General features: G+C 64.3%; 25 protein-coding genes. 10 read left to right on the top strand and 15 right to left on the bottom strand.

Annotation, left to right across the window (positions count from 1 at the left end; genetic code table 11):
- From yidC to rpmH, 4 genes are read right to left on the bottom strand one after another with little or no spacing between them, the layout of a single operon-like run.
- The gene (gene yidC / locus ACQY7X_RS13020; RefSeq protein ID WP_428245724.1) at nt 1-1,830 is read right to left on the bottom strand and encodes a membrane protein insertase YidC; all 1,830 of its coding nucleotides are present in this window, start codon (nt 1,828-1,830) and stop codon (nt 1-3) included.
- Complete coding sequence (gene yidD / locus ACQY7X_RS13015; protein WP_428245722.1) at nt 1,823-2,104, bottom strand: membrane protein insertion efficiency factor YidD; 282 nt, start codon at nt 2,102-2,104, stop codon at nt 1,823-1,825. Before yidD ends, yidC begins: the two co-directional genes overlap by 8 nt.
- 4 nt (nt 2,105-2,108) lie before the next feature.
- On the bottom strand, nt 2,109-2,474 hold the full coding sequence (gene rnpA, locus ACQY7X_RS13010) for a ribonuclease P protein component (protein ID WP_428245720.1): 366 nt from the start codon (nt 2,472-2,474) through the stop codon (nt 2,109-2,111).
- Nucleotides 2,475-2,494: 20 nt separating this feature from the next.
- Nucleotides 2,495-2,629, bottom strand: a complete 135-nt coding sequence (rpmH, locus tag ACQY7X_RS13005; protein ID WP_341982715.1) for a 50S ribosomal protein L34 — start codon at nt 2,627-2,629, stop codon at nt 2,495-2,497.
- Nucleotides 2,630-2,838: 209 nt separating this feature from the next.
- Between rpmH and rpmB the strand changes: the two genes are divergently transcribed.
- Nucleotides 2,839-3,129, top strand: coding sequence for a 50S ribosomal protein L28 (rpmB, locus tag ACQY7X_RS13000; RefSeq protein WP_428245717.1), 291 nt, complete (start codon nt 2,839-2,841; stop codon nt 3,127-3,129).
- Between the two features lie 57 nt (nt 3,130-3,186).
- Here the strand turns inward: rpmB and ACQY7X_RS12995 are convergent, their stop codons facing one another.
- Nucleotides 3,187-4,098, bottom strand: a complete 912-nt coding sequence (locus tag ACQY7X_RS12995; protein WP_428245715.1) for an esterase-like activity of phytase family protein — start codon at nt 4,096-4,098, stop codon at nt 3,187-3,189.
- Between the two features lie 156 nt (nt 4,099-4,254).
- On the opposite strand from ACQY7X_RS12995, the gene ACQY7X_RS12990 reads away from it, so the two are divergent.
- On the top strand, nt 4,255-8,043 hold the full coding sequence (locus ACQY7X_RS12990; protein ID WP_428245713.1) for a PAS-domain containing protein: 3,789 nt from the start codon (nt 4,255-4,257) through the stop codon (nt 8,041-8,043).
- 14 nt (nt 8,044-8,057) lie between these two features.
- Here ACQY7X_RS12990 and ACQY7X_RS12985 read toward each other — a convergent pair whose 3' ends face one another.
- The 4 genes from ACQY7X_RS12985 to ACQY7X_RS12970 all read right to left on the bottom strand — a co-directional run bounded on the left by ACQY7X_RS12985 (nt 8,058) and on the right by ACQY7X_RS12970 (nt 13,475).
- Entirely contained in the window at nt 8,058-9,524 is a 1,467-nt protein-coding gene (locus ACQY7X_RS12985; RefSeq protein ID WP_428245711.1) for a vWA domain-containing protein, read from the bottom strand.
- 346 nt (nt 9,525-9,870) lie between these two features.
- Nucleotides 9,871-11,751, bottom strand: a complete 1,881-nt coding sequence (gene cobT, locus ACQY7X_RS12980; RefSeq protein WP_428245709.1) for a cobaltochelatase subunit CobT — start codon at nt 11,749-11,751, stop codon at nt 9,871-9,873.
- Between the two features lie 19 nt (nt 11,752-11,770).
- On the bottom strand, nt 11,771-12,736 hold the full coding sequence (gene cobS, locus ACQY7X_RS12975) for a cobaltochelatase subunit CobS (RefSeq protein WP_428250058.1): 966 nt from the start codon (nt 12,734-12,736) through the stop codon (nt 11,771-11,773).
- A gap of 118 nt (nt 12,737-12,854) precedes the next feature.
- Entirely contained in the window at nt 12,855-13,475 is a 621-nt protein-coding gene (locus tag ACQY7X_RS12970) for a J domain-containing protein (protein ID WP_428245707.1), read from the bottom strand.
- Between the two features lie 84 nt (nt 13,476-13,559).
- Between ACQY7X_RS12970 and ACQY7X_RS12965 the strand changes: the two genes are divergently transcribed.
- Complete coding sequence (locus ACQY7X_RS12965; RefSeq protein ID WP_428245705.1) at nt 13,560-13,847, top strand: BolA family protein; 288 nt, start codon at nt 13,560-13,562, stop codon at nt 13,845-13,847.
- 214 nt (nt 13,848-14,061) lie between these two features.
- Nucleotides 14,062-14,364, top strand: coding sequence for a ribbon-helix-helix domain-containing protein (locus tag ACQY7X_RS12960; RefSeq protein ID WP_428245703.1), 303 nt, complete (start codon nt 14,062-14,064; stop codon nt 14,362-14,364).
- Here the strand turns inward: ACQY7X_RS12960 and ACQY7X_RS12955 are convergent.
- From ACQY7X_RS12955 to ACQY7X_RS12940, 4 genes are read right to left on the bottom strand one after another with little or no spacing between them, the layout of a single operon-like run.
- On the bottom strand, nt 14,265-15,149 hold the full coding sequence (locus tag ACQY7X_RS12955; protein WP_428245701.1) for an AEC family transporter: 885 nt from the start codon (nt 15,147-15,149) through the stop codon (nt 14,265-14,267). The two genes, ACQY7X_RS12960 and ACQY7X_RS12955, sit on opposite strands and share 100 nt — an antisense overlap.
- 7 nt (nt 15,150-15,156) lie before the next feature.
- A complete protein-coding gene (locus tag ACQY7X_RS12950) occupies nt 15,157-16,020 on the bottom strand; it encodes a transporter associated domain-containing protein (protein WP_428245699.1) in 864 nt (287 codons plus the stop codon).
- Nucleotides 16,017-17,156, bottom strand: a complete 1,140-nt coding sequence (gene aroB / locus ACQY7X_RS12945) for a 3-dehydroquinate synthase (RefSeq protein ID WP_428245697.1) — start codon at nt 17,154-17,156, stop codon at nt 16,017-16,019. The genes ACQY7X_RS12950 and aroB overlap by 4 nt, the downstream gene beginning before the upstream one ends.
- Nucleotides 17,157-17,163: 7 nt before the next feature.
- Entirely contained in the window at nt 17,164-17,727 is a 564-nt protein-coding gene (locus ACQY7X_RS12940) for a shikimate kinase (protein ID WP_428245695.1), read from the bottom strand.
- 183 nt (nt 17,728-17,910) lie between these two features.
- Between ACQY7X_RS12940 and ACQY7X_RS12935 the strand changes: the two genes are divergently transcribed.
- From ACQY7X_RS12935 to ACQY7X_RS12920, 4 genes are all read left to right on the top strand, one after another.
- Complete coding sequence (locus ACQY7X_RS12935; protein WP_428245693.1) at nt 17,911-18,051, top strand: hypothetical protein; 141 nt, start codon at nt 17,911-17,913, stop codon at nt 18,049-18,051.
- A gap of 2 nt (nt 18,052-18,053) precedes the next feature.
- On the top strand, nt 18,054-19,895 hold the full coding sequence (locus ACQY7X_RS12930; protein WP_428245691.1) for a hypothetical protein: 1,842 nt from the start codon (nt 18,054-18,056) through the stop codon (nt 19,893-19,895).
- Nucleotides 19,896-19,910: 15 nt separating this feature from the next.
- Nucleotides 19,911-20,837 carry a site-specific tyrosine recombinase XerD gene (gene xerD, locus ACQY7X_RS12925; protein WP_428245689.1) on the top strand — a complete coding sequence of 309 codons (927 nt, stop codon included), beginning with the start codon at nt 19,911-19,913 and terminating at the stop codon, nt 20,835-20,837.
- Between the two features lie 71 nt (nt 20,838-20,908).
- A complete protein-coding gene (locus tag ACQY7X_RS12920) occupies nt 20,909-21,886 on the top strand; it encodes an HpcH/HpaI aldolase/citrate lyase family protein (protein WP_428245687.1) in 978 nt (325 codons plus the stop codon).
- A gap of 5 nt (nt 21,887-21,891) precedes the next feature.
- On the opposite strand, the gene ACQY7X_RS12915 is transcribed toward ACQY7X_RS12920, so the two are convergent.
- Together ACQY7X_RS12915 and ACQY7X_RS12910 are read right to left on the bottom strand one after the other, a co-directional pair.
- Nucleotides 21,892-22,896 carry an MraY family glycosyltransferase gene (locus ACQY7X_RS12915; RefSeq protein ID WP_428245685.1) on the bottom strand — a complete coding sequence of 335 codons (1,005 nt, stop codon included), beginning with the start codon at nt 22,894-22,896 and terminating at the stop codon, nt 21,892-21,894.
- The gene (locus ACQY7X_RS12910) at nt 22,893-24,047 is read right to left on the bottom strand and encodes a glycosyltransferase family 4 protein (protein WP_428245683.1); all 1,155 of its coding nucleotides are present in this window, start codon (nt 24,045-24,047) and stop codon (nt 22,893-22,895) included. Before ACQY7X_RS12910 ends, ACQY7X_RS12915 begins: the two co-directional genes overlap by 4 nt.
- Before the next feature lie 128 nt (nt 24,048-24,175).
- Here ACQY7X_RS12910 and ACQY7X_RS12905 point away from each other — a divergent pair, with 128 nt between their 5' ends.
- Nucleotides 24,176-25,462 carry a nucleotide sugar dehydrogenase gene (locus ACQY7X_RS12905; protein WP_428245681.1) on the top strand — a complete coding sequence of 429 codons (1,287 nt, stop codon included), beginning with the start codon at nt 24,176-24,178 and terminating at the stop codon, nt 25,460-25,462.
- 132 nt (nt 25,463-25,594) lie between these two features.
- A complete protein-coding gene (locus tag ACQY7X_RS12900; protein ID WP_428245679.1) occupies nt 25,595-26,008 on the top strand; it encodes a hypothetical protein in 414 nt (137 codons plus the stop codon).
- Nucleotide 26,009 lies beyond the last annotated feature (1 nt).

Here is a 26,009-nt window from a genome sequence, read left to right as displayed (position 1 = left end):
TTACTTCTTCGCGGCTTCCGGATCGGCACCGCCGCCGATCTTCACACCCATGCGACGCATGATGATGATCTGCTGCACGATGCTGAGCAGGTTGTTCCAGGACCAGTAGATCACCAGGCCGGAAGCGAACGAGCCAAGCATGAAGGTGAACACCACCGGCATCAGGGCGAAGATCTTCTGCTGCACCGGATCCGGCGGCTGCGGATTCAGGCGCATCTGCAACGCCATGGTAACGCCCATGATGATCGGCCAGATACCAAGCGAGAGGATATGCAGCAGGCCACCAACGGCGAAGATCGCCGGGATGTCATAGGGCAGCAGGCCGAACAGGTTGATCCACGAGGTCGGGTCCGGCGCGGAAAGATCGTGGATCCAGCCATAGAACGGCGCATGGCGCATTTCGATGGTGATATAGAGCACCTTGTAGAGTGCGAAGAAGACCGGAATCTGCAACAGGATCGGCAAGCAGCCAGCGGCTGGATTGACCTTCTCCTTCTTGTACAGCTCCATCAGCTCCTTCTGCATCGCCTCGCGGTTCTCGCCATGGCGCTCGCGCAGGCGCTGCATTTCCGGCTGCAGCTTCTTCATCGCGCTCATCGCCACATAGGACTTGTAGGCGAGCGGGAAGAACAGCAGCTTCACCACCACGGTGAGGATCAGCATGGCAATGCCGATATTGCCGACCGCGCCATAGAGCCAGTGGATGCCGAAGAACATCGGCTTGGTGAGGTAGGGGAACCAGCCCCAGTCGATGGCCAGGTCGAAGCGCGGAATCTGGTGGCGCTCCTCATAGCGGTTGATCAGTTCGGTCTGCTTGGCGCCGACGAACAGCAGGCTGGACGAAGCAGCCTTGCCACCGGCCGGCACGGCAACGCCGCCGCCGAGCCAATCGACCTGGAAACGCTCGGCAGGTGCTGTGCCGGCATGGGTGAAGCGCGCTTTCACATTCTGCTCCACGCCCGGCACCAGAGCGGTGAGCCAGTATTTGTCGGTGAAGCCGACCCAGCCGCCGACGGAATCGAATTCCGAGGTCTTGTCCTTGGCGAGGTCGCCATAGGGCACTTCCTTCATCGTGCCCTTCTCATCCGCCTTGGGGCGGAACACGCCGAGCGGGCCTTCATACAGGATGTAGAGGCCATCGGTCTTGGGCAGGCCGTGGCGGGAGAGCAGGGCATAGGGGAACAGTGTCAGCGGCTTGCCGGCATTGTTCTCAACACCCTGCACCACGTTGAACATGAAATTGTCGTCGAGCGAAATGGCACGGGTGAACACCACGCCTTCGCCATTGTCCCAGCGCAGGGTCAGCGTCTCGCCCGGCTTCAGCACCTCGCGGTCGGCGCTCCAGCGGGTCTGACCACCGGGCAGCTTGGTGGTATCGCCCGGCGCGGCGGTCCAACCGAATTCGGCGTAATAGGCATGCGGCGAACCGGCCGGCGACAGCAGCGTGATCGCCGGGCTGTCGGGCGCCAGGGTCTCCTTGTAATCCGGCAGGACCACATCATCGATGCGGCCACCAACCAGGTTGATCGAACCGCGCAGCCGCTTGCCATCAATGACAACGCGCGGCGTCTGGGTCACCACCGCTTCGCGGGCAGCACCCGGCACCACCGGCGCTCCCGGCACATTCGGCATGGCCGAGAGGCCCGGAGTCTGGCCGGCGGCAGTCGGCGCGCTGGAGCCATCAGCGGGCGTCGTCACCTGCGCTGCTTTCTGCGCGGCCTGCTCGGCGCGCATCCGCTCCTGGCGTGGGGCATCCACGAAAAACTGGAAACCCAGCATGATCGCGAGCGACAGCGCGATGGCGATGATGAGATTCTTCTGATCAGACATGCTTTTGACTATCCGCCTTGTTGGCCGGCGCCTCTACGGGAGGCACTGGATCGAAACCGCTGGCACCGAACGGCTGGCAACGCGCCAGGCGCCGGACGGTGAGATAGGTGCCGCGCATGGCACCATGGCGCTCCAGCGCCTCGAGTGCATAGCACGAGCAGGTCGGCTGGAAGCGGCAGTTATGCCCCACCCAGGGGGAGAGAAACAACCGGTAGGCCTGGATCGGCAATGCCACCAGGCGGGCCGCCACGGAATATGACGGTTCAGCGTTCATCGGGTTACGCCGTGCGCCACAGTTTCAGCCGCTTCAGCGCCGCTTCGAGATCGCGGCGCAGATCGCCATAGGCGCGTTCGGGCGTCGCCTGGCGCGCCACCAGCACATAATCATGGCCGGGCTGGGCATGAGCCTGCAGCAATTCGCGCGCCAGCGCCTTGAGGCGGCGGCGGGCGCGATTACGCAAAACCGCGTTGCCCACTTTGCGCGACGCGGTGAAGCCAATGCGAATACCTGGGCTAATGCCTGGGAAATCCGGGGCAACTGCGGCCTGCAGCAACAGGCCGGGCTGGGCCGAGCGCCGTTCAGCGCCCTGCACCCGTAGGTAATCCGCCCGGCGGCGGAGCCGTTCGAGGCCAGCCGTCGCCATGGGCGTTCGGTCCTAAGGGATTAGGCCGACAGCTTCTTGCGGCCAGCGGCGCGGCGCGAAGCCACCACCTTGCGGCCACCAACGGTGGCCATGCGGGCGCGGAAACCATGGCGGCGCTTGCGCACCAGCTTGCTGGGTTGATAAGTCCGTTTCACAACCGCTCTCCGTCGAAAAGCGTAAAAAGGGCCCCAACGGGGGCCCGGTCAAAAGGGTGCCGCTGTATACGGGCTTGAGCCCCTGGAGTCAACGATATAACCAAGATCGGATTTTGCGGGCTGAATCTGGTTGACGGGCGGCCCCTGCCCCCCTATAAACCGGCCCGATTTTGCATTTGTTGGGCAGTTTAGCCAGAAAGAGGTCTGTCATGGCTCGTCGCTGCGAAGTGACCGGCAAGGGTGTTCAGTTCGGCCACAATGTGAGCCACGCGAACAATAAGACGCTGCGTCGTTTTATGCCGAATCTGCATGGTGTTACGCTGATTTCGGAGGCCCTGGGCCGCAATGTGAAACTGCGCCTCTCGGCGCAGGGTCTGCGTTCCGTGGAACATAATGGCGGCCTCGACAACTGGCTGGTGAAGACCGCCGACTCGAAGCTGTCGGATGACGCCAAGAAGCTGAAGCGCCAGGTGAAGAAGGCGTTGACCAAGGCCGCCTGATATTTCTGCCCATGAGTTCCACGCCCGCCCTGGGAAACCCGGGCGGGCGTCTTGTTTTCAGCGATTTTCCGGCAATCTGAAGATCATCAGCAGACTCCGCTGAAACGGGCTGTGGTTGTCGTCTGACATCAGATAGAGCCACGGACTCCCATCCGGCCCGAGTCTCAGGTCCAGCGCCTCCAGATTGTCATTGGCATAGGGCCTGGCCCATTCCGCCAGCAATTCCGGCGCCAGCAATGCCCCCTCTCTGGCTTCCAGGGCACCGGCACTCACCCGGCTGAGCCGTGCCGCCCAGCCCGACAGCCAGCGGAAATCCCGTTCCAGCACCAGCAACCCGCCATCCGGCAGGGCAACCGCATCCGTGGGACGGAAATTCTGGTGCTGCGGCCAGCCAAGCTGCCGCCAGGCCGACTCGCGACCGATCCATAGCGGCGAGACGCCGGTCCGACCGCCAGCCTCGGGCGGCAGCGCCTCCTCCCCGATCAGGACCAGCCTGCCATCGGGCAGCACCGCGATCGATTCCAGGCCGCCATTGGCGGGTAATTGCTGTGTTGACCGGGGAATCGGTACCGGCTGGGCCCTGGCGAGCGGGCTGGCATAGCGCCGAACCCGATGCGCGCGTTCGAAACTGACCAGAAAGCTGCCATCATGGTCACGGCGCAGCCCTTCGGCATCGGCCACATTCCCCGTCAGCGGCGGGCCCGTCGCGCTCAGCAGCGGCGCGATTGCCGCCGCCGCAACCCCTGTGGGCAGCCCGGCGGCATCGCGGGTGAAATCCAGCCGCAGCCAGTGGCCACGATCGGAAATCGCCCACAGGCCGGCGCCATCGGCATCGACAGAGAGACCCGAATAGCCGCCGAATCCTCCCCCCTGGCCCGCCAGCACCAGCCCGCCAAGATACTCCAGCGCCCCCAGCCGCCGTTCAGCTGGCGCCTCCGGGTTGAGTTCGAGCGGGATGCTCGTAACCACCAATGGTTCCTGGCCCCAGGCCGGCAGTATCCAGGCCGGCAGCCCCCAAGCCGACGCGAACCAGAACAGAGCCAGCAGCGCGGTTGCGCCAAGACGCGGCAAATCTGCTAGTCTTTGCAAACTGGTTCCTCTTCTGGGGGCGCTATAGCCCGGTGCATGCAGAAGCGTAGCAACATATCCCTGGTCTTGTCCGCGTTCCTTGGCTTGGTGCTGTTCATGCTCGCCATTTCGGTGGCGCTGCAACTACACCGCCAGCGTGACGAGGACCTCAACGCAGCGCAAGCCCAAGTGCAAGCCTTGGCGCGCGTGCTGGACGAACATGCCGCGCGCACCTTCTCCGGCGTCGACCTGTTCCTGCAATATTTTGCCGATGCCGTGACCGATGCCGGCGTGCTGCAGGTGGCGCCGCTCGGTGAAATACGCCGCCGCATGCTGAACATGATGACGGACCTGCCGCAGATCCGATCTTTCATCGTATTCGATCCGGAGGGCAACCTGATCCTGGATAGCGGCGCCGATCCGCCGCGGCCCTTCAATCTTTCCGACCGCGATTATTTCCGTGCCCATGTCGAGCACAGTGATGCCGGGCTGTTCATCGGCGCGCCGATGTTGAGCCGCCTCACCGGGCAATGGCTGATCAGTGCCAGCCGCCGCATCGAACGCGGCAATGGTGGTTTCGGCGGTGTTATCGTGGTGGCGGTGGCACCGGAATATTTCTCCAGCGTCTACGCCAAGCTGCAGCCGCAGAAACATTCCCTGCTCTCGCTTTACCGCACCGATGGCCTGCGGCTGATGCGCCACACCCCGCAAGGTATCGATATCGGCTCCAGCGATGCCGGGCTGAAGCTGTTCACCGAGATGCTGCCGCAGCATGACGAGGGCGTTTACCTCTCATCGGGGCGTAGCGATGGCCGGGCACGCTACGTCGCCTATCGCCGCGTGGCAAAATACCCGCTGGTGGTGGCCGCCGGGCTGGCGCCTGAAGATGCCTTGAGCAACTGGCGGCGCAATGTGATGGCGGATTTCTCGCTGTTCGCAGCGGCCCTGCTGGTAGCCATCGGGCTTGGCCTGATGCTGCGCCGGCAGATGCTGGCAACGCGCCGCGCCGAACAGCGCCTCACCGCCGCCCTGCAGCATATGCCCGATGGCTTCGTGCTCTATGACGAGCAGGATCGCGTGGTGCTGCACAATGCCCGCAGCGCCGAATATTTCGGCAATGGCAAAGACGCCAGCCTGATCGGCCGCGAGCATGCCGACCTGATCCGCAGCGCCATGGCACATGGCGGCAGATTCCCGCAAGCCGACCTGGCTGCCTGGGAGGAATTGCGCGAGCAGAAGCTGCATATGGAGAGAACCGGCTATTCGGTGGAGCAGCAATTGCCCGATGGCCGCTGGCTGCGGATTTCGGAAGCGCCCACGGGCGATGGCGGCATGGTGGCCATCACCTCCGATATCACCGCGCTGAAACAGGCCGAGCAGCGGCTGCGCGATGCCATCGAAACCATCGACGAGGGTTTCGCGCTATACGATGCCGATGGCTTTCTGGTGCTGGCCAACCGGCGCTTCTATGATTTCTCCGGCCATGATCCAGCGCTGGCCAAGCCCGGCATGCATGGCCTGGAATTGATCCGCATGGTAGTGGAGCGCAATCTCTGGGGCGTGCCGGTGGAATTGCAGCCCAGCATCCGGCGCCAGGCGGAACATGATTTCCTCAATCCCTCCGGCCAGCCGCAGGATATCGAATACCGCCCGGGCCGCTGGCTGCGCGTGACGCGCCAGCGCATCGCCCAGGGCGGCATGATCGCCACCTTTGCCGATATTTCCGATATCAAGCGCGCCGAACAGCGCCTGCGCGATTCGATCGAGAGCCTGCCGGACGGCTTCCTGCTCTACGGCCCCGACGAGCGCATGGTGATGGCGAACAGCCGATTCTACGAAATCAGCGGCCATGACCCGGCTATCGTGCGCCCAGGCGTGCATATGGAATTGCTGTTCGAGGAAATCATGCGGCTGCGCCTGGTGGATAACTCTGGCGTTGATTCCCAGGCATTCCGCCATGAGCTGCGCCAGTCGCTGTATCAGCCTGATGGCCGGCCGATGATCGCAGAACCACGGCCTGGTGTGTGGCTGCGCATCACGCGCCACCGCATCGCCGATGGCGGCGTGATCTCGATCTTCTCCGATATCAGTGAGTTGAAACGCGCCGAGCGCCAGCTTGCCGATGCCATCGAAAGCATTTCCGACGGCTTCGTACTCTACGATCGCGACCACCGCCTGGTACTGTGCAACAGCCGCTTCCGCGATTTCCATGCCGAGATCAGCCATCTGCTGGTGCCGGGCATGGCTTTTGCCGACATCCTGCGCGCCTCCATCGCCGGCAAGCTGGTGGATGTGGCCCCGGGTGAGGTGGATGCCTGGCTTGCCGAGCGTGAGCAGATGATGCCGGCAAACGGCAGCAGCGAACTGCGCCTGGCCGATGGCCGCTGGCTGCGTACCGCCGAACGCCGCACCGCCGATGGCGGCCTGGTCGGCATCGCCACCGATATCACGGCGCTGAAACAGCAGCAGCGGGCACTGGAAACCAATCTGGTCGATCTGGCAACAGCCAAGCGCCAGGTGGAAGATCAGGCCGCGCGCCTCAGCGATCTCGCCGACCGCTATGCCCAGGCCAAGGACCGCGCCGAAGCGGCGAACCGCGCCAAGGGCGATTTCCTGGCGATGATGAGCCATGAAATCCGCACGCCGCTGAACGGCGTGCTCGGTTCGGTCGGCCTGCTGGGCGATACCACGCTGGATGACGAGCAGCGTAAACTGCTGGGCGCCGCGCGTGAATCCGCCGAGCATCTGCTGGTGCTGTTGAACGACATCCTGGACTTCTCCAAGCTGGAAGCCGGCAAGGTGCGGCTGGACGAGGTGGATTTCGACCTGCCTCGGCTGATCGAAAGCATCGTGTTCATGATGGGGCCACGCGCCACCACCAAGGGCGTGGCGCTCACCGTGCGCATGGCCGAGGACACGCCGCGCTATCTGCGCGGCGATCCCAGCCGCATCCGCCAGGTGCTGTTCAATCTGGTAGGTAACGCGATCAAGTTCACCGATCATGGCAGCGTCACCATTGCCGTGACCGCCGCGCGCGGCCGCAATGATCAAGTCAGCCTGACCGTGGCAGTGGAAGATACCGGCATCGGCATCGCCGCCGACAAGATCGACGGCCTGTTCACCCATTTCACCCAGGCCGACCGCTCGATCAGCCGCCGTTTCGGCGGCACTGGTCTCGGCCTGGCGATTTCGCGCCAGTTGGTCGAACTGATGGGCGGCCAGATCGGCGCCGAGAGCGAGGAGTGGAAAGGCAGCCGCTTCTGGTTCCGCCTCACCCTGCCGGAAGGCATTGCGCCGAGCCTGACAGAAGCGCCGCGCGCCGAAGACCTGCGCCGCTCCGCACTCGGCCGGCCGTTACGCGTGCTGGTGGCCGAAGACAACCAGGTGAACCAGATGGTGATCGCCACCATGCTGCGGCGGCTCGGCCACCATGTCGACATGGTGAATAATGGCGTTGAAGCCTGCACTGCCGTGCAGACCGCACCCTATGATGTCGTGCTGATGGATGTGCAGATGCCGGAGATGGACGGCATGGCTGCTACCCGCGCCATCCGCCGGCTGCCACCGCCAGCCGGGCAATTGCCGATCATTGCGCTGACCGCCAATGCCATGGAAGGCGACCGCACCATCTATCTCAACGCCGGCATGAATGCCTATGTGGCCAAGCCCATCGACCTGGCGCAACTGGTTGGCGCTATCAACAGCCTGCTCGGGCCAGCCGAGCCGCGCGCAGGGGCGCCGGAAGCCGCCAATGCCGACCCTGCATTGACGGCCCCCGATGCCTTGAGCAACTCGACCAGGGCAAAGCTCGGGTCGCTGCTCGATAGCATCAAGAAAATCGGCTAACGCTTCATACCCACCTAGCGCTTCATACTTTCGGCGCTGCGCACCAGCCGCAGAAACTCGGCGCGCCAGCCACCCGGATCCTTGCCGGTGGCCCCTTCTGCCAGACCCGCCACTTGGCGCAGGCCATAGCCATTGAGATAAGGATCACCACGCAGGCTCTGGGCAAAGCCGGCAACGGCGGCGGCAAAGCGCAGATCGGCAGGCGCCGAGGCTTCGGTATAGACATCGTTTTTTGTTACGGCGCGGGCCATCTCCTGGCTGCTGCTTTCGCCTGGGCGCTTATAGCGCAGACGCACGAAGGCGATTTCCTCACTGGCCTTGTCGGCATTATGCCCCGATGTAGCTGGCGTGCCGCCATAGCGCAGTGGATCCAGCTTCTGCCCCTTGCTGCCGGGTGCGGTGATTTCATAGAGCGCGGTGACACGGTGACCATCGCCGATCTCGCCGGCATCAATGGCATCGTTCTTGAAATCCTCACGCCGCAGGCCGCGCGTCTCATAACCAATCAGGCGGTATTCGGCGACCTGGACCGGATTGAACTCGACCTGGATTTTTACGTCATCGGCAATCGGCAGCAAGGCGGCGGCGAGATTGTCCACCAGCACGCGGCGGGCCTCGTCCAGCGTGTCGATATAGGCGGCGGTGCCGTTGCCGGCCTGGGCCAGCTTCTGCATCAGCCCGTCATTGAGATTGCCGAGACCGAAGCCGAGCACCGAGAGGTAGATGCCGGTCTTGCGCTTGGAAGCAATGAAAGTTTCCAGGCTGGAACCATCGACGGTGCCGAGATTGAAATCGCCGTCGGTCATCAGGATCACGCGGTTGGCGGCCCCGGCGACGAAGCCACGCTCGGCCTCGGTATAGGCGAGCCGCAGGCCATCGCTGCCGGCAGTACCGCCGCTGGCATGCAGGCTGTCGATCACCCGTTCGACAGCGGCGCGGTCAGCGGCCCGTGTTGAACTGAGCGGCACGGCGGTGCCGTTGGCATAGGTGACGATGGCCACCCGGTCTTCCGGCTGCAATGCCGCCAGCATCTGCCGCATCGCCGCCTTGGCGAGCGGCAGGCGGTCTTCGGCAAACATCGAGCCGGAAACATCGACCAGGAAGGTGATATTCGCCAGCGGCCGCTGCTGCTCGGCACGACTATAGCCCTGCAGGCCAATGCGCAGCAGGCGGCTATGCTCATTCCACGGTGTCGGCATCAGCGCCACATCGATGGCGAAGGGCTGCGCCGGATCGCTGGGGCGGGCGTAATCGTAGGAGAAATAGTTGATCATCTCCTCGCTGCGCACCGCCTGCACCGGCGGCAGGCTGCCGCTGCGCAGGAAGCGCCGCGCCACGGCATAGGATGCCGTATCGACATCGATACTGAAGGTGGAGACCGGGCTATCCAGCGTGGCATGCACCGGATTGACCGGTGCATTGGCAAAACGATCATTGCCTGGCAACGAAGCTGACGGAGCCGCCGCAGGCATGACGGCCATGGGACGGGCGATACCCATCTCCATCCTTTGCCGCGCGACTGGGGCGCCGGCTGTGGCCGGAATGGCTCCGGCACCCGCAGACGCGGTGCCAGGCGCAGATGCTGAATATTCCGGGGCTTTCTCACAGGCGGCGAGACCGATACCCACCGCCAGCATGGCAGCGAATGCTGCCACTACTCTCTGCTCCATGTGCATGCGCACCTCCCTGGTTTGAGCGGGCGTGAGCATACGAGGCGAATTGTGGCGCAAAAATGCCACCAAAGCGGCGCGATTGTGTTGCGCGCCCTTCATTCACCCATGTGGCGAAAAAGTCACGAGTTCCACGGAACCCGTGATGATCGGGAAGTCAGGCGGCGCGCGAGCGCCCTCGGCTCCGGCCAGTGCCAGCGCCCTTGGCGCCAGGATCGTCCTCGAACAATTCGGCCAGACGTTCCATCATCACACCGCCGAGCTGTTCGGCATCGACAATGGTGACAGCACGGCGATAGTAGCGCGTCACGTCATGGCCGATACCGATGGCGGTGAGTTCCACCGGCGAGCGGCGCTCGATCCACTCGATAGTCTCGCGCAGATGGCGGTCGAGATAATTGCCGGGATTGACCGAGAGCGTGGAATCATCCACCGGCGCGCCATCCGAAATCACCATCAGGATGCGGCGCTGTTCCGGACGGGCGAGCAGGCGGTCATGCGCCCACATCAGCGCTTCGCCGTCGATATTTTCCTTCAACAGGCCTTCGCGCAGCATCAGTCCGAGATTGCGCCGGGCGCGGCGCCAGGGTGCATCGGCGCCCTTGTAGACGATATGGCGCAGGTCATTGAGGCGGCCTGGTGCGGCAGGCTTGTTCTCGTTCAGCCATTTCTCGCGGCTCTGCCCGCCCTTCCAGGCGCGCGTGGTGAAGCCGAGGATCTCCACCTTCACGGCGCAGCGCTCCAGCGTGCGCGCCAGGATATCAGCGCACATCGCCGCCACCGTGATCGGACGGCCGCGCATGGAGCCGGAATTATCAATCAGCAGCGACACGACCGTATCGCGGAAATCGGTTTCCTTCTCTTCCTTGTAGGAAAGCGACAGGGTCGGGTTGGCAACGATGCGTGCCAGCCGCGCCGCGTCGAGAATGCCTTCCTCAAGATCGAAATCCCAGGAGCGAGTCTGCTTCGCCAGCAGGCGGCGCTGCAAGCGGTTGGCCAGCCGGCCGACCACGCTTTGCAGGTGATTGAGCTGCTGGTCGAGATGATGGCGCAGGCGGGCCAGTTCCTCGGCATCGCAAAGGTCGTCGGCTTCCACCACTTCGTCGAACTGCTTGGTGTAAGCCTTGTAGGTCTGCTCGCGGTTGGCGCCGTAATTGTCGCCCATCGGCGGGCGGCGGCCTTTGCCGGCCTCCTCGCCCGCGCCGGCGACCTGCTGCTCCATGCCGGCCTCGGCTTCCATCTCGGCGGCCTCGCCGCCGCCGGCATCGGAGGCTTCCGCCTGCTGCTCGCCAGAGGCGGAAGATTCGCCCTCCTGGCTGTCTTCGCCCTCCGACTGGCTCTGCGGCTGCTGGCCTTGGCTGTCCTGGTCGGAATTCTCGTCATCCTCCGACATATCGCCGCTCTCTTCGTCGGCGAGGTCGAGATCCTTGATCAGCTTGCGCGCCAGCTTGGCGAAGGCGCGCTGGTCATGCAGCGAGTCCATCAGGCGGTCGAGATCGGTACCGCCCTTCTCCTCGATGAAGCTGCGCCACATCTCCACCATGGTGCGCGCGGTTTCCGGCACGGCCAGGCCGGTAAGGCGCTCGCGCGCCATCAGGCCCACGGCCTCGGCCAGCGGCGCTTCCGAACGGTCCTTCACCTTCTGGAAGCCACGGCTCTTGCAGCGATCCTCCAAGGCGGCCGAAAGATTCTGCGCCATGCCCGGCATGCGATTGGCGCCAATCGCCTCGACACGCGCCTGCTCCACCGCATCGAACACCGCGCGCGCGGTGCCGCCCTGCGGCAGCAGCTTGGAATGTAGCTTGTCGTCGTGATGCTTCAGCCGCAGCGCCATGGAATCGGCCAGGCCGCGCAACTGTGCCACTTCGGCCACCGGCAGATCACGGCCCGGCACCGGCAGGCGTGCGCGCAGGCCACGCAGGCCGGGCGTTTCCGGCCCGAACGTAACCTGCAGCTCGCGCTCACCGGCAATCGAGCGGGTCGCATTGCCGAGCGCACGCTTGAACGGCTCGATGGGCGATTCCGGCTTACCCGCCATGGTGGTTCAGCCCGTCCCGTTACTTCAGGTCGACCTTCGCCGCCGTTTCCGGCAGTTCCTCGCCGAAGCAGCGCTGGTAGTATTCCGCCACCGTGGCGCGCTCCAGTTCGTCGCACTTGTTGAGGAAGGTGACGCGGAAGGCGAAGCCGACGCTGCCAAAGATGCGCGCATTCTCGGCCCAGGTGATGACGGTACGCGGGCTCATCACGGTGGAAATGTCGCCATTGATGAAACCGGCGCGGGTCAGTTCGGCCACCGCCACCATCTGCGACAGCAGCTTGCGCCCCGCCACATCCTGATAGCTCGGCGACTTCGCCGCCACGATGGCGACTTCATCTTCGGCCGGCAGGTAGTTCAGCGTGGTGACGATCGACCAGCGGTCCATCTGGCCCTGGTTGATCTGCTGCGTACCGTGATAGAGCCCGGTGGTGTCGCCAAGGCCGATGGTGTTGGCGGTCGAGAACAGGCGGAACGCCTTGTGCGGGCGGATCACGCGGTTCTGGTCGAGCAGGGTGAGCTTGCCTTCCACTTCCAGCACGCGCTGGATCACGAACATCACGTCCGGGCGGCCGGCATCGTATTCGTCGAACACCAGGGCGACGGGCGACTGCAGCGCCCAGGGCAGGATGCCTTCGCGGAATTCGGTCACCTGCTTGCCGTCGCGCAGCACGATGGCGTCCTTGCCGACGAGATCGATGCGGCTGATATGGCTGTCGAGATTGACGCGCACGCAGGGCCAGTTCAGGCGGGCGGCGACCTGCTCGATATGGGTCGACTTGCCGGTGCCGTGATAGCCTTGAACCATGACGCGGCGGTTATGGGCAAAGCCGGCCAGGATGGCGAGCGTGGTCTCGCGGTCGAAGCGGTAGGTGCTGTCGAGGTCAGGCACATGCTCGGAACGGTGCGAGAAGCCCGGCACCGTCATGTCGCTGTCGATACCGAACACATCGCGCACGGAAATCTTCACATCGGGCATGTCCGGCATGCCGGCGGCGGCAAATGGCGAAGAAACTGGCTTGGTCTGAATGGCCGTCATCGTGACTCTCGTTTCGGGTAATTTCTTGTCGTCTGGGCGGAGGGCTGCGGCTTCCCGGGTCGATCCTTCAAGTATAGCCCCGGGATTCCAGGTACGCATAGGCTTGGTTGATGCTTTTCAGCCGCTCTTCCGCATCGCGGTCGCCGCCATTGGCGTCCGGGTGGTAGCGTTTCACCATTTGCTTGTATTGCGCCTTGATATCGGCCCAGCGCAGCGGCGGCTTCAGCGCCTGGAGGTCGAAATCCAGTTCCTGCAAAGCCTCGCGCTCGCGCGGCTCGAAAATCGGCTCCGGCCCCGGGCGGCGCCGGCCGCCATTTATCACAATGCCGACATCGGCCAGGATGCCGAGATCGTCCTTGACCCAGACCTGCGGCTCGTCGCCATTCGGCGCCTTGGTGCCGAAAGTCCAGGTCGGGCGGTGGCCCAGCATGTCCTCGCGCTGATACTCCTCCACTTCCTCCGGCGTCATGCCGCGGAAGAAATCCCAGCCGAGATTGTATTGCCGCACATGCTCCAGGCAGAACCAGTAGCGGCCATCGCGCGGTTCGCGGCTTTTGGGTGCCGGGAAACGCCCTTCGCGGCGACATTCCGGATGATCGCAGGTATGCAGATGCGTACCGAGTCCTTCAGCGGATTCCGCCTCCTGCTCGATGAAATGCGTCTGCCGTGCCGATCGTGCCCGTGCCATGGCGCAAGAGTATGGGAGCCCCCGGGTGCAAGGCAAGGCGAAGCCGCGCTTGACAGGGCGCCGCACGCCACTTAAGCGGGTCGCATGGGCATGATCCAGGACCGTATCCGACAGAAACTGACCGAAGCACTGGTACCGCTGGCGCTGGAGATCGACGACCAGTCGAGCCGCCATGCCGGCCATGCCGGCATGAAGGGCCTGAAGCCCGAGGAAACCCATTTTGAGCTGCGGGTGGTCTCGGCAGCCTTCCAAGGCCAGAACCGGGTGGCGCGGCAGCGGCTGATCTACAAGCTGCTGGCGGCCGAGCTCGCCGATGGCGTGCATGCCCTGGCACTGACCGCCCTGACACCCGAAGAAGCGGCGAAAGCCTAATCAGAACAAATCTTTAGGGTTGCGAATTGCGCCCATAGGGGGATTTTCATCATAGTGGACAACTTTTTGTTTGCATAACACACTTACCTATATTAAATGTATATGTATGAACGGGATTAAAACCTCTCCAAACACAACCGAAACTGCCGCCCAGGCGGTGCCCTCCGCCCCGGTACGCCCCAGCCTGGTGACCCGGAATATCCGACTCGGGCTGATGCGAACCAGCGTGCGGCTCGAGCGGGTGGAGTGGCAGGCACTGGAACAGATCTGCCTGCTGGAGGGACTCGACCGTCACGGCTTCGCCAACCGGGTGCAGGCCGATCCGGGGCGGCGCGAGAATACCCTGACCTCACGGCTGCGCTGCGCCATCCTGGCCTATTGCATGAATGCCGCCGGCTTCGGCAGCTATCCCAGCCATTACTCCAGGGCGATCAGCAGCAGCAGCGGCAGGGTGGCGAACGAGACCAGGGTGGAGACCACCACCAGACCGGCCACGGCGGTGGCATCGCGGGCATAGCGCACCGCGAAGATCACATTGATCACCGCCACCGGCATAGCGCATTGGATGATCAGCACGCCGCGCGCCACGCCGGTCATGCCGAAAGCCCAGGTCAACACCATGCCGACAGCGAAACCCATGCCCAGGCGCAAGGCCGTGAGGGTGAGCGCATTGCGCAGATCCTGCACCTTGAGACTGGCGAGCGAGACACCCAGGGTCAGCAGCATCAGCGGGATGGTGATGGCGCCAGCGGTTTCCAGGCTGCGCATCAGGAACAGCGGCAAGTCGACATGCAGCTGGTTGCCAAGCACGCCAAGCGGCACGGCATAGATCACCGGGGCGCGCAGCAGGCCAACCCAGTTGCCGCGCCCGGCGTAGAGTGCCTGGCCGATGGAGAAATTGCAGAACGAATTCAGCGCGAAGCAGACCAGGCCCAGCGCCAGGCCGGGCGGGCCGAAGGCGAACAGGCAGAGCGACAGGCCGGCATTGCCACTGTTGGGAAACGCCATCGGCGCCAGATAGCTGCGCCAGGACAGCCCGAGCAGGCGCAGCGCAATGAAGCCGATGATGATGAAGCAGGTGGTTGCCGTCACCGCTGCCAGCGCCATCCAGCTCAATTCCGATTGCGGCAGCTCGGCCTTCAGCAAGGTCGCGATCACCAGGCAGGGCGTGCCGATATGGGTGGCGAGCTGGCCGATGGCATCCATCGGAAACGGCAGATCGCGCTTGGCCCAGATGAAGCCAAGGCCGGCCAGCACGAAGATCGGCGCGATCACGGCGAAAATATCGGCCAGCATCGCCATCAGGTATCTAGTCCTCGGAGCGCAGCGGCGCGAGTTTCAGCACCGTGATCTGGTTGCGCTGGCGGCGCAGCACCTCGAAGCGGAAATCGTGGAACACGAAAACCTGCCCGGCTTCCGGGATTGCCTGCGCCTCATGCAGCACTAGGCCGGCGATGGTGGTGGCATGGTCATCAGGCAGATGCCAGTCGAATTGCCGGTTGAGCTGGCGGATCGTCGCCGTGCCATCGACCAGCACGGAGCCGTCAGTCTGGCGGCGATAGACGCGCTTAGGCCGGTCATGCTCGTCGCGGATGTCGCCGACGATTTCCTCCAGGATGTCTTCCAGGGTGACGAGGCCGAGGATGGCACCGTATTCATCCACCACCAGGGCGAAATGGGCGCGGCGCTGGCGGAAGGCATTGAGCTGCTCGCGCAGGGTGGTGGTTTCCGGCACGAACCATGGCGGTTGCAGCAGCGGCTTGAGCTCCAGTTCCGCGATCTCGAAATGCAGCGCGTGCAATTCGCGCAGCAGCGTCTTGGCATGCAGCACGCCGATGACATTCTCCGGCTCGCCCTGCCACACGGGAACGCGGGTATGGCTCGAATCCATCACCTGCGCCACGATTTCAGCCGGCGGTAGATCGGCATCCAGCATTTCCATCTTGCGCCGATGCACCATCACATCGCCGACCGGCACCTCATCGAGATCGAGGATCGAGCCGAGCATATCGCGCTCGAGCTTCACCAGGCTGCCCTGGGCGGCGTGCCGCTCGAGCTGGCTGCGCAGCATGTCGGTGGCGGTGGGCGGTTCGGGCGGCGCCGGCCTGTCGCCGCGTTTGCGCGGGCGCAGCCAGCGCAGCAGACGTGCCAGACGGAGCAGCCGCGCCCTCATGCGCCGGCTGCTTGCCTCGCCGGCGCCAGTTCGTCAGCCAGCAGCGCGCTGACCGTCGCCGATGCAACATCGTTGCGCTGCACCGCGCGGCCGATGGCTTCCGCCAGGATGAAGACCAGCTTGCCATCCTGCACTTTCTTATCCTGCTGCATGTGATGCAGCAGCACATCGACGCTGAAATCGCGGGCGCCGTTCACGGACGAAAGCCGTGCCGGCAGGCCGCTCAGATCAAGGTGCCGCTGCACCCGCAGCGCCAGCGCCGGATCGCAGAGTCCGAGCCGGCCGGAAAGCTGGAACGCCAGCGCCATGCCGACCGCCACGCCTTCGCCATGCAGCAGACGCGCGGAATAGCCGGTCTCCGCCTCCAGCGCATGGCCGAAAGTATGGCCGAGATTCAACAGCGCGCGCTCGCCCTCCTCGCGCTCGTCGGCAGCAACGATACGCGCCTTGTGGGCGCAGCAGCGCGCTACCGCCTCGGCGCGCAGTTGCTTGTCACCAGCCAGCAGGGCAGCACCATTGGCTTCCAGCCAGGAGAAGAAATCGACATCGCCAAGCAGGCCGTATTTCACCACCTCGGCATAGCCGGCCCGGAGTTCGCGGATCGGCAGCGTATCCAGCGCATCGATATCGGCCAGCACTAGGCGCGGCTGGTGGAAGGCGCCGATCAGGTTCTTGCCCTGGGGCGCGTTGATCGCGGTCTTGCCACCGACACTGCTATCGACCTGCGACAGCAATGTGGTGGGAATCTGGATGAAATCGACGCCCCGGCGCAGGATCGAACAGGCAAAGCCGACCAGATCGCCGATCACGCCGCCGCCAAGAGCAATCACATGGTCGCGGCGCTCGACTTTGTGGCCGAGCAGGGCATCGCAGACCCGTTCCAGGCCGGCAAAGCTCTTCTGCCCCTCGCCCGGCGGCAGGATCACGGATTTGTGCTGGATGCCGGCAGCGTCCAATGCGGCCTGCAACGGCGCCAGGCGATGCGGCGCGACATTTTCGTCAGTGACGATCACGGTGAAGGGCCGGCGCAGGATCGGCTTGATCAAATCGCCGGCACGGCTGACCAAGCCGGCGCCAACATGGATGTCGTAGCCACGCTGGCCGAGTTCGACACGGATACGGTGAGAAGTGGCCATGGCGCGATTAATCTCCGGCGGTCTCGGCCACCGGCTTGGCATAGCCGGGTGGCAGGGTGGCGATGATGCGTTCGACCACGCCTTCATGCGGGCCATCGCCGGTGAGTACGGTGATATCGGCATCGGCATAGACCGGATAGCGTTCATCCATCAGCCGCGACAGCACGCTGCGCATATCGCCGCCGGCCAGCAAAGGCCGATTGCCGCGCCGCGAGCAGCGCTTCACCAGCACATCGAGTTCCGCCTTGAGCCAGATCGACAGACCACGCTCCTTGATGCGGGCACGGGTCTCGGTGTTCATGAAGGCACCGCCGCCGGTGGCCAGCACGATGGGCGACTGCTCCAGCAGCCGGGCGATAACGCGGCGCTCGCCATCGCGGAAGGCCGGCTCGCCATGTTCGGCGAAAATATCCGGGATGCTGGCGCCGGCGGCTTTCTCGATTTCGGTATCGGCATCGAAGAAAGGCAGGTTCAGGCGGGATGCCAGACGCTTGCCGACCGAACTCTTCCCCGCCCCCATCAAGCCGACCAGGACTAGACTCTTCAGCGGTACGGAATCAATCGGTTGCACAACACCCTCTGGTTTACGCCGGCCCCGCCGGACCGGCATGGCGGCTGGTAGCGACAAAGAGGCCAGCCAGATGCGGCGCCCCAATTGCGGTACCCCGGCCGGGCCGGTAGAATGTAGAATACTGTAACCAGCCGGCATTTCAAACGCGGCTGGCCCTGTCTGTGGACGCAATCCGAGGATTTCATGAGCCGCCTGTTGTCGATTTTCTTTATCCTTCTGGTGCTGCTGGTGGTGGGTGGCGGCATTTTCCTCGCCACATGGGACATACCGGCACCGAAATCCAAGGTGGAGAAGGTGATCCCCAACGACAGGCTAGGTAAATAATCATGCGCCGGCTGGCCGCTCTCAGCATCCCGCTCCTCGGCCTTCCGCTGTTTCTCGGCGTAGCCGGTATCGCCCTGGCACAACCGGTGCGGCTCACGCCCACGGCCCCAGCCCCTACGGCACCGGCACAAAGCCAGCCGCAGGACGAGCAGAAACAGGAACAGCCGGCAGCCCAGCAGGCCCCTGTTCAGCAGACAAATGTACCGCCTGCCGGCAACCCGCCAGCAGGAGCCACAGCCCCCAAGACCGGCGTGGTTGCGGTGGAAACCCTTAACGCGCCGGATCCCTCCAGCGTCGGCATGCTTGGCGACGACAATGGCGGCCTCGGCATCAAGATGTGGGCCGGCACCAGCCGCACCCAGGCAGAACGCGTGATCAGCCTGCTGCCGGCGCCAATCGCCTCGCCTGCCCTGCGGCAATTGCAGCGCCGCCTGCTGCTCACAACGGCGGAAGCCCCGGCCGGCCAGAGTGGTGGTATCCTGGGCAACGGGGAACAGAGCCTGCTCGGCCTGCGCGTGCGCCAGCTCTACCGCCTGGGCCTGAGTTCGGAAGCCGCCGATCTGGGCACGCCGAAGCCGCAGGCCCTGCGCGACCGCGTCTTCACGCAACTGCCGATCAATCTGGCTTTGCAGAAGCATGATTTCGCTACTGCCTGCCCGCTTGGCGCTCGGGCGCTGGCCGAAGAACCGTCGGAGGCCGCCTGGCTGCGCGTGGCGGTGTTCTGCCGCTTCAAGAATGGCGAGGCCGCCAGCGGCGAACTGGCGCTGAGCCTGTGGCGCGACCAGGGCGGCGAAGATACCGCCTTCCAGGCGCTGGCGGCGATCATGGGCGGCGACAACCGCGTGAAGGTCGAAAAGCTGGCCCATGTCGATCCGCTGATCGTGGCGATGCTGCGCGAAACCAAGCGGCCGCTGCCGCCGGGTTCCATCGAAATCGCGCCGGCCGGCACGCTGGCAGCGATTGCCGACCTACCCGACCTGGATCCCGAGATGCGGCTTAACGCGCTGGGCCAGGCCGTGGCGCTGGGTGCCATCCCGCCGCAGCGGCTGGCCAGTGCCTATGCGCAACTTGAAATCACCGAGGCACAGCGCGCCGATATTCTGGCCGGCAAGCTGAAAGGCGCGCGGGCCGCCGCCTTCCTGTTCCAGCAGGCGCGGCAACTCAACGCACCCGGCCCGCAGCGCGCCGAAGCCTTGAAGCGCGTCTACGACCTTGCTGCGGCGCGCGGCACCTTGTTCATGACCGCCGCCGTGCTGCGCGACACTTTGCGCGACCTGCCGGCCGAGCCGGAAAGCCTCTCCGCCGCCCCAGCGGTGATCCGCCTGGCGCTGGCCGCCGGCGAGACCGGCACGGCACGGCTGTGGCGCAACAGCCTGATGAGCCAGACCGACCCGGCCCTGGCAGCCATCGCGGCACAGACCTGGCCCTTGCTGGTGCTGGTGGAGCCGCCGGCCGCCTGGCCGGAAGCGCAGTTCCAGGGCTGGAGCGAGACGCTGAAAGCCCTGCCGCCGCAGCGCAAGGCAGCCTTGCAGGCGATGGTGCTGATCCTGGCCGAAGCCGGCGGCGTGCCGGTGCCGGCGGAAACCTGGCAGATGCTGATCCAGCCGGGCCTGGAAACCAGCAGCAGTAATCCGCCGGTGGCTTATTGGCGCAACCTGCTGCGCGCCTCGGAAGCCAATGCCAGGGCCGAGACCGTTGCGCTGGCACTGATCCTGCTGGGCGACAATCTCGCCAAGGATGATCCGGCCACGCTGGCGACCGCATTCGGCGCATTGAAGCGGCTGAAGCTCGACACGGAAGTGCGCGCGCTGGCGCTGGAAGCGGCGCTGCTGCGCGGCCTCTGAGACGCCTCACCCAGGATGCGCGCCCAGCGCCATATCGAGGCCTTTATCGAAATGCTGGGGGCCGAGCGCGGCCTGGCGAAAAACACGCTTGAGGCCTATGCCAACGATCTTGCCGATTTCGCCGGTTTCCTGACCACACGGGAGGCTGTGCCGCAGAGTGTGGGCATCGAGATATTGCGCGACTACACGCAATCCCTGAGCGATGCCGGATTGAAGCCGGCGACAGCCGCCCGCCGGCTTTCGGCGCTGCGGCAATTCTTCAAATTCATGGCGTCCGAAGGCGTCCGCGACGACGATCCTTCCGCCTTGCTCGATGCGCCGAAGCGCGGCCGGCCGCTGCCGAAAATCCTGAGCGAAGCGGAAGTGGAACTGTTGCTGGCCCAGGCACGGCATCTGCGCGAGGATCCGGCGGAAAATGCGCGCCTCACGGCCTTGCTGGAAATCCTCTACGCCACCGGGCTGCGGGTGAGCGAACTGGTTGGCCTGCGCTTCCCGCCCTTTGGCGACGACCAGCGTTTCCTGCTGATACGCGGCAAGGGCAACAAGGAGCGCCTGGTGCCGTTGAGCGACGTGGCGCGCGCCGCCATCCGCGAGTATGTGCAGGATTGGCGCGGCGAATTCCTGGCGCCGAAGCAGATGTCGCCCTGGCTGTTTCCCTCACGCGGCGAAAGCGGCCATCTGACGCGGCAGCGCCTCGGGCAGTTGCTGAAGGAACTGGCCGCCGCCGCCGGTATCGCTGTGGCAAAAGTATCGCCGCATGTGCTGCGCCATGCCTTTGCCAGCCACCTGCTGGCCCATGGCGCCGATCTGCGCGCGGTGCAGAAGATGCTTGGCCACGCCGATATCAGCACCACGCAGATTTACACCCATGTGCTGGAAGCACGGAAACAGGCCCTGGTGCAGGCGCATCACCCGCTGGCGAAAGGGCGCCACGGCAGCTAGCGGATAGCTCTTGCCAAGCCCTTGCCGGTTAGTTAGCAGTTGCAGCAGACCAGCAGGGAGAGACAGCCACCATGAGCTTCAAGACCGTAACCCAGACCACGCCGAGGCTTAACCGTTGCGAGCTGGCGGTGCCTGGCTCCAGTGTCAAACTGTTTGAAAAGGCAGCGAAATCAGCCGCCGACGTGGTATTCCTGGATCTTGAGGACGCGGTGGCGCCGGACGACAAGCCGCAGGCGCGAAAGAATATTGTGCAGGCGCTGCATGACATCGACTGGGGCACCAAGACCCTGAGCGTGCGCATCAACGGCCTGGATACCCATTACATGTACCGCGACGTGGTGGATGTGGTGGAGCAGGCTGGCGACAAGCTGCATCTGATCATGGTGCCGAAAGTGGGCACCGCGGCTGATATCTATGCCGTGGACATGCTGCTGACCCAGATCGAAGCCGCCAAGGGCTTCACCCGCCGCATCGGCATCGAGGCGATCATCGAGACCGCGCTGGGCATGCAGAATATCAACGAGATCGCTGCCGCCAGCCCGCGTCTGGAAAGCCTGCATTTCGGCGTGGCCGATTATGCTGCTTCCACCCGCGCCCGCACCACGTCGATTGGCGGCCCGAACCCGCTCTACGGCGTGCTGACCGACAAGGATGGCGACAAGCCGCGCGAGTATTTCTGGGGCGACATGTGGCATTACGCCATTGCCCGCATGGTGGTGGCGGCGCGCGCCAACGGCATCCGCCCGATCGACGGCCCGTTCGGCGACTTCTCCGATGCCGAGGGCTACAAGGCGCAGGCCAACCGGGCCGCGATCCTGGGCTGCGAAGGCAAATGGGCGATCCATCCGAGCCAGATTCCGCTCGCCAACGAAGTCTACACCCCGCCGGAAGCGGAAGTGGCCAAGGCACGCCGCATCCTGGAAGCCATGGCCAAGGCACAGGCCGATGGCCTTGGCGCCGTGGCACTGGATGGCAAGCTGATCGACATTGCCTCTATCCGCCAGGCCGAAGCCCTGGTGAAGCAGTATGAGCTGATCGCGCGCGGCTAGTTTTTTTATTCCTGGAAGTGCCGGCACAGCGCCAGCACGAACAGCAGGCCTAACGCCAGGGCCGCCACCGTCGACCACGGTTGCGGCCCTAATTGCGCCGCCAGCGCCAGCAGGATCAGCGCCAGATTGACGCCGCCGATCTTTGAAGCCACCGGCGCATGGGCGCCAGCCTTGCGCACGCCCTGCTGATAGAAATGCTGGCGATGTGCGTGCCAGAATTTCTCACCGCGCAGCGCGCGCTTGAGCAGCGTGACGGTGGCATCCACCCAGTAATACAGCGGCAGGATGATCGCCGCTGCCCACAGGCCGCTGAACGCTGCCTGCAGCAGCAGGCCGCCGAGCAGGAAACCCACCGGCACCGAGCCGACATCGCCCATGAACACATCGGCCTTGCCCCAGTTGCGGCGCAGGAAACCAAGGCCGGCACCGGCCACGATCAGCGCCAGCCCGGCATAGCCGCCACCGAAACCGGCAAGCCAGCCGCAAGCCGCGAGGCCGAGGCCGATGCTGGCCATCTCGATGCCGGTGATGCCGTTGATGCCATCCATGAAATTGAACAGGTTGACGAACCACAGCCAGGCCAGGAAGCAGACCAGGCGCTCGAACCATAATGGCACCAGTCCCTGCGTCACCGTCGCTTCCGGCGGCAATTGCCCCAGCACCAGGGCGACTGCCAGCGCCTGCGCGCCCATGCGCAGCAGGATCGGCAGGCCCTTGAGCCGGTCGTCGAACCAGAACAGCAAAGCCAGCACCAGCATGCCGACCAGCAGCATGCCCTGGGCGATCTGGTCAGCCAGCGTGATCCAGGGCAGGCCGAGGCCGAGGATGATCGCCACCACGGCGATGCCGCCGCCACGCGGTGTCGGCTCCGTATGGCTGGAGCGCGCATTGGGCAGATCCAGCACGGCACGGGTCTTGAGCCAGATGATCAGTGGCACCAGCAGCAAAACGGTGCCGATGGCGGCGAGCAGGCCGAAGCCGAGCGCGAAAGGCCAGGTCGGTTCAATCATGCTTCCACCTGCTGCCCCAAGGGCTTCAGCACCACGCCATAGGCCTTGAGGCTCTCGGCGACGAAATGCTCGACCGAGAATTCGTTTTCCGCGATCTGGCGGCCACGCGCGGCGAGCCGCTGGCGCAACGGCACATCCTCGATCAGGCGGCGCATCGCGGCAGCCGTCGCCGCCACATCACGCACCGGCACCAGCAGGCCGTTCTCTTCATGGCGCACCACTTCGCGGCAGCCCGGCACATCGGCGGTGATGATAGCGCGCTGCGTCGCCGCCGCTTCGATCAGGCCACGCGGCAAACCCTCGCGGTAGCTCGGCATCACAATGAGATTGGCGCGCGCCAGGCTGGCGGCCATGTCGGTGGAATAGCCCCAGTATTCCACCAGGCCACTATCGATCCACTGCTGCAATCTGGCTTCGCCGATATCGGTCGGGTTATCCGCGTCGCGGCGGCCGACCAGCACGAAGCGCGCCTGCACGCCCTGCTGGCGCAGGATGGCGGCAGCGCCGGTGAATTCATTCACGCCCTTGTCACCCAGCAGCCGCGCCGGAAACATCACCACCGGCTTCTCGCCCTGCGGTTCGGGTTGTGCCGGGAAGGCGCGCATATCGACGCCACAGCCCTTGATCATGCACCAGCGTCCGGGCTGCACCATGCCGTTCTGCTCGAACAGCCCGAGATCATCCGGGTTCTGGAAGATGGCATAGCCATTCCTGTGCGACAGCGCGAAGCCATAGAGCGCGCGGATGATAAAACGCAGCAGCCGCGCCTTGAAATCCTGACGGATGAACACGAACCCTAAGCCGGTGATGGCATGGATGGCGGCGGGTACATTGGCCAGCCGGCTGGCCATGCCGCCCCAGATCACCGGTTTCATCGAAACATGATGCACCAGCAGCGGCTGAATCTTTCGGATCAGGCCATAAAGCGCCGCCACCAGGCGCAGCTCGGCCAGCGGGTTCTGGCCGCCGCGCGCCAGCGGAATCGGGTGCAGGATGAAGCCCTCCGCCTGCAGCCGGGCGGCGATTTCCGGGTCCGGTGGCGCGGCGACATGCACTTCCCAGCCAAGCTGGCGCATCGCCCGGCCTACCGGCAGGCGGTGGGTGGTGAAGAACAGCGCCTCATGGACGATGATGAGCAGGCGGCGGGCCATGACCGGAACTAACCCGGCCACCCCCACCGGTCAATACCCCCCGCCCAGGCCTCGGCAATTGACACCGGGGGGTGGGCGGGCTACCCACAGCCACCCCCTTTTCTCTCCTGATCCTGGAATCCGCAGCCGTGACCGCTTCGCATCCGCTTCCCCGCAGCATCGTTGTTGTCGGCCTTGGCTATGTCGGCCTGCCGCTGGCGGTGGCGCTGGCGCGGCATTTCCCGGTAATCGGCTTCGATATCGATACCGGCCGGGTGGCCGAATTGCAGCGCGGCGAGGACCGCACCCGGGAAATCGAACCCGAGGCGCTGAAGGCCGTCGCCAATACCCTGACGCTGACCGCCGAGGCTGGCGCGATCAAGGCCAAGGATCTCTACATCGTCACCGTGCCGACCCCGGTGGATGCCGACAACAAGCCCGATCTCGGCCCGGTCCGCTCGGCCTCGCGCAGCGTCGGCGCCGCCATGGCCAAGGGTGCCGTGGTGGTGTTTGAGAGCACGGTCTATCCGGGCGTGACCGAGGATGTCTGCGGGCCGCTGCTGGCCCAGCATAGCGGCCTGAAGCAGAGCGAGGATTTCTTCCTCGGCTATTCCCCGGAGCGCATCAATCCGGGCGACAAGGTGCATACCGTCGACAAGATCGCCAAGGTGGTGGCGGGCGAAAACCCCGCGATTGCCGCGATGCTGGCCGAGGTCTATGGCTGCGTCACCTCCGGCGGGATTCATCTGGCGCCGACGATCAAGACGGCGGAAGCCGCCAAGGTGATCGAGAATGCGCAGCGCGATATCAACATCGCCTTCATGAACGAGATTGCCATGATCTTCGGCAAGCTCGGCATCTCGACCCATGACGTGCTGGAAGCCGCCGGCACCAAGTGGAACTTCCTCAAGTTCCAGCCCGGCCTGGTGGGCGGCCATTGCATCGGCGTCGATCCCTACTACCTGGCGCACCGCGCCCAGGAACTCGGCCACGACCCGCGCATCATCCTGTCTGGCCGCGCCATCAACGATGGCATGAGCGGCTTCGTCGCCGATCAGGTGCACAGCCATATCAAAGGCCCTGGCCGCGTGCTGGTGCTCGGCCTCACCTTCAAGGAAGACGTGCCGGACCTGCGCAATTCCAAGGTCGCCGACCTGGTGCGGGCGCTGGAGAAGCTGGGCCACCGCGTGGCGGTGCATGATCCGCTGGCCGACCCGAACGAAGCGCAGCACGAATACGGCATCATGCTGGCGCCGAAGCTGGACGAGCTGCGCGGCTTCGATGCCGTGCTCGGCGCCGTGCCGCATGAAACCTACCGCAAGCTCAGCCCGGCGCAGATCATCGCCATGCTCAAGCCCGGCGGTCTGGTGGCCGACCTCAAGGGCATGTGGCGCCGCCTGGAACTGCCCGGCGACCTCAAGCGCTGGGTACTCTGATTTTTCATTCAGCATTGACCTTCAATATCTAAACTGCACATCTCGAGGCAGGGAACCACCTTTTGATTGCAAAAAAAATACAGCCATGCTTGCATTCAATTGCAAGTTTTATTCTCATAAAGGAATGCAGGTATGGCGCTCCGCTGGCACAAAAAGCCTTTGTCTAGAACTGATGCCCAGCAACCGACACGAGGATATCGAGTACCTTATCTTCGTTTTACTAAATCGAAAAACCCGCAAAATGTGCAAATATGGTTCCGTAATACCTTTTTTGCCGGGATGGTTTGGACGAATGGCTTCTTCGGAAATCATGCGGTTGAAGAAACATCAGTGCGCTTCAGAGTGACCATCCTAGGGGTATTCAAAGGCAATAGGATGATGAAGATAACTCATGACAGTAATCGTTGCCGAAATCACAATACACCCAATACTTGGCTTCATTATGACGATGCGACACTAGCCGATTTTGCAGCACAAAATTTGGCCGGCAGAGCGGCGGAAGTACTTTTGGATATTAACGGGAATTATCATTTCAATATTTCATGAA

The organism is Ferrovibrio sp., assembly GCF_965278975.1.
GTDB lineage: Bacteria > Pseudomonadota > Alphaproteobacteria > Ferrovibrionales > Ferrovibrionaceae > Ferrovibrio.
This window is presented reverse-complemented; position numbering and strand designations above follow the sequence as displayed.

Bases quoted from the DNA above. Each gene is read 5' to 3' on its own strand.
- ACQY7X_RS12900 (WP_428245679.1), top strand. From the start codon at position 25,595: ATGGCGCTCCGCTGGCACAAAAAGCCTTTGTCTAGAACTGATGCCCAG.
- rpmB (WP_428245717.1), top strand. From the start codon at position 2,839: ATGGCTCGTCGCTGCGAAGTGACCGGCAAGGGTGTTCAGTTCGGCCAC.
- cobT (WP_428245709.1), bottom strand. From the start codon at position 11,751: ATGGCGGGTAAGCCGGAATCGCCCATCGAGCCGTTCAAGCGTGCGCTC.
- ACQY7X_RS12990 (WP_428245713.1), top strand. From the start codon at position 4,255: ATGCAGAAGCGTAGCAACATATCCCTGGTCTTGTCCGCGTTCCTTGGC.
- yidC (WP_428245724.1), bottom strand. From the start codon at position 1,830: ATGTCTGATCAGAAGAATCTCATCATCGCCATCGCGCTGTCGCTCGCG.
- ACQY7X_RS12930 (WP_428245691.1), top strand. From the start codon at position 18,054: ATGCGCCGGCTGGCCGCTCTCAGCATCCCGCTCCTCGGCCTTCCGCTG.
- aroB (WP_428245697.1), bottom strand. From the start codon at position 17,156: ATGGCCACTTCTCACCGTATCCGTGTCGAACTCGGCCAGCGTGGCTAC.
- ACQY7X_RS12970 (WP_428245707.1), bottom strand. From the start codon at position 13,475: ATGGCACGGGCACGATCGGCACGGCAGACGCATTTCATCGAGCAGGAG.
- ACQY7X_RS12950 (WP_428245699.1), bottom strand. From the start codon at position 16,020: ATGAGGGCGCGGCTGCTCCGTCTGGCACGTCTGCTGCGCTGGCTGCGC.
- xerD (WP_428245689.1), top strand. From the start codon at position 19,911: ATGCGCGCCCAGCGCCATATCGAGGCCTTTATCGAAATGCTGGGGGCC.
- ACQY7X_RS12955 (WP_428245701.1), bottom strand. From the start codon at position 15,149: ATGGCGATGCTGGCCGATATTTTCGCCGTGATCGCGCCGATCTTCGTG.
- ACQY7X_RS12915 (WP_428245685.1), bottom strand. From the start codon at position 22,896: ATGATTGAACCGACCTGGCCTTTCGCGCTCGGCTTCGGCCTGCTCGCC.
- rnpA (WP_428245720.1), bottom strand. From the start codon at position 2,474: ATGGCGACGGCTGGCCTCGAACGGCTCCGCCGCCGGGCGGATTACCTA.
- cobS (WP_428250058.1), bottom strand. From the start codon at position 12,736: ATGCCGGACATGCCCGATGTGAAGATTTCCGTGCGCGATGTGTTCGGT.
- ACQY7X_RS12960 (WP_428245703.1), top strand. From the start codon at position 14,062: ATGCGAACCAGCGTGCGGCTCGAGCGGGTGGAGTGGCAGGCACTGGAA.
- ACQY7X_RS12910 (WP_428245683.1), bottom strand. From the start codon at position 24,047: ATGGCCCGCCGCCTGCTCATCATCGTCCATGAGGCGCTGTTCTTCACC.
- yidD (WP_428245722.1), bottom strand. From the start codon at position 2,104: ATGAACGCTGAACCGTCATATTCCGTGGCGGCCCGCCTGGTGGCATTG.
- ACQY7X_RS12985 (WP_428245711.1), bottom strand. From the start codon at position 9,524: ATGGCCGTCATGCCTGCGGCGGCTCCGTCAGCTTCGTTGCCAGGCAAT.
- ACQY7X_RS12920 (WP_428245687.1), top strand. From the start codon at position 20,909: ATGAGCTTCAAGACCGTAACCCAGACCACGCCGAGGCTTAACCGTTGC.
- ACQY7X_RS12935 (WP_428245693.1), top strand. From the start codon at position 17,911: ATGAGCCGCCTGTTGTCGATTTTCTTTATCCTTCTGGTGCTGCTGGTG.
- ACQY7X_RS12965 (WP_428245705.1), top strand. From the start codon at position 13,560: ATGGGCATGATCCAGGACCGTATCCGACAGAAACTGACCGAAGCACTG.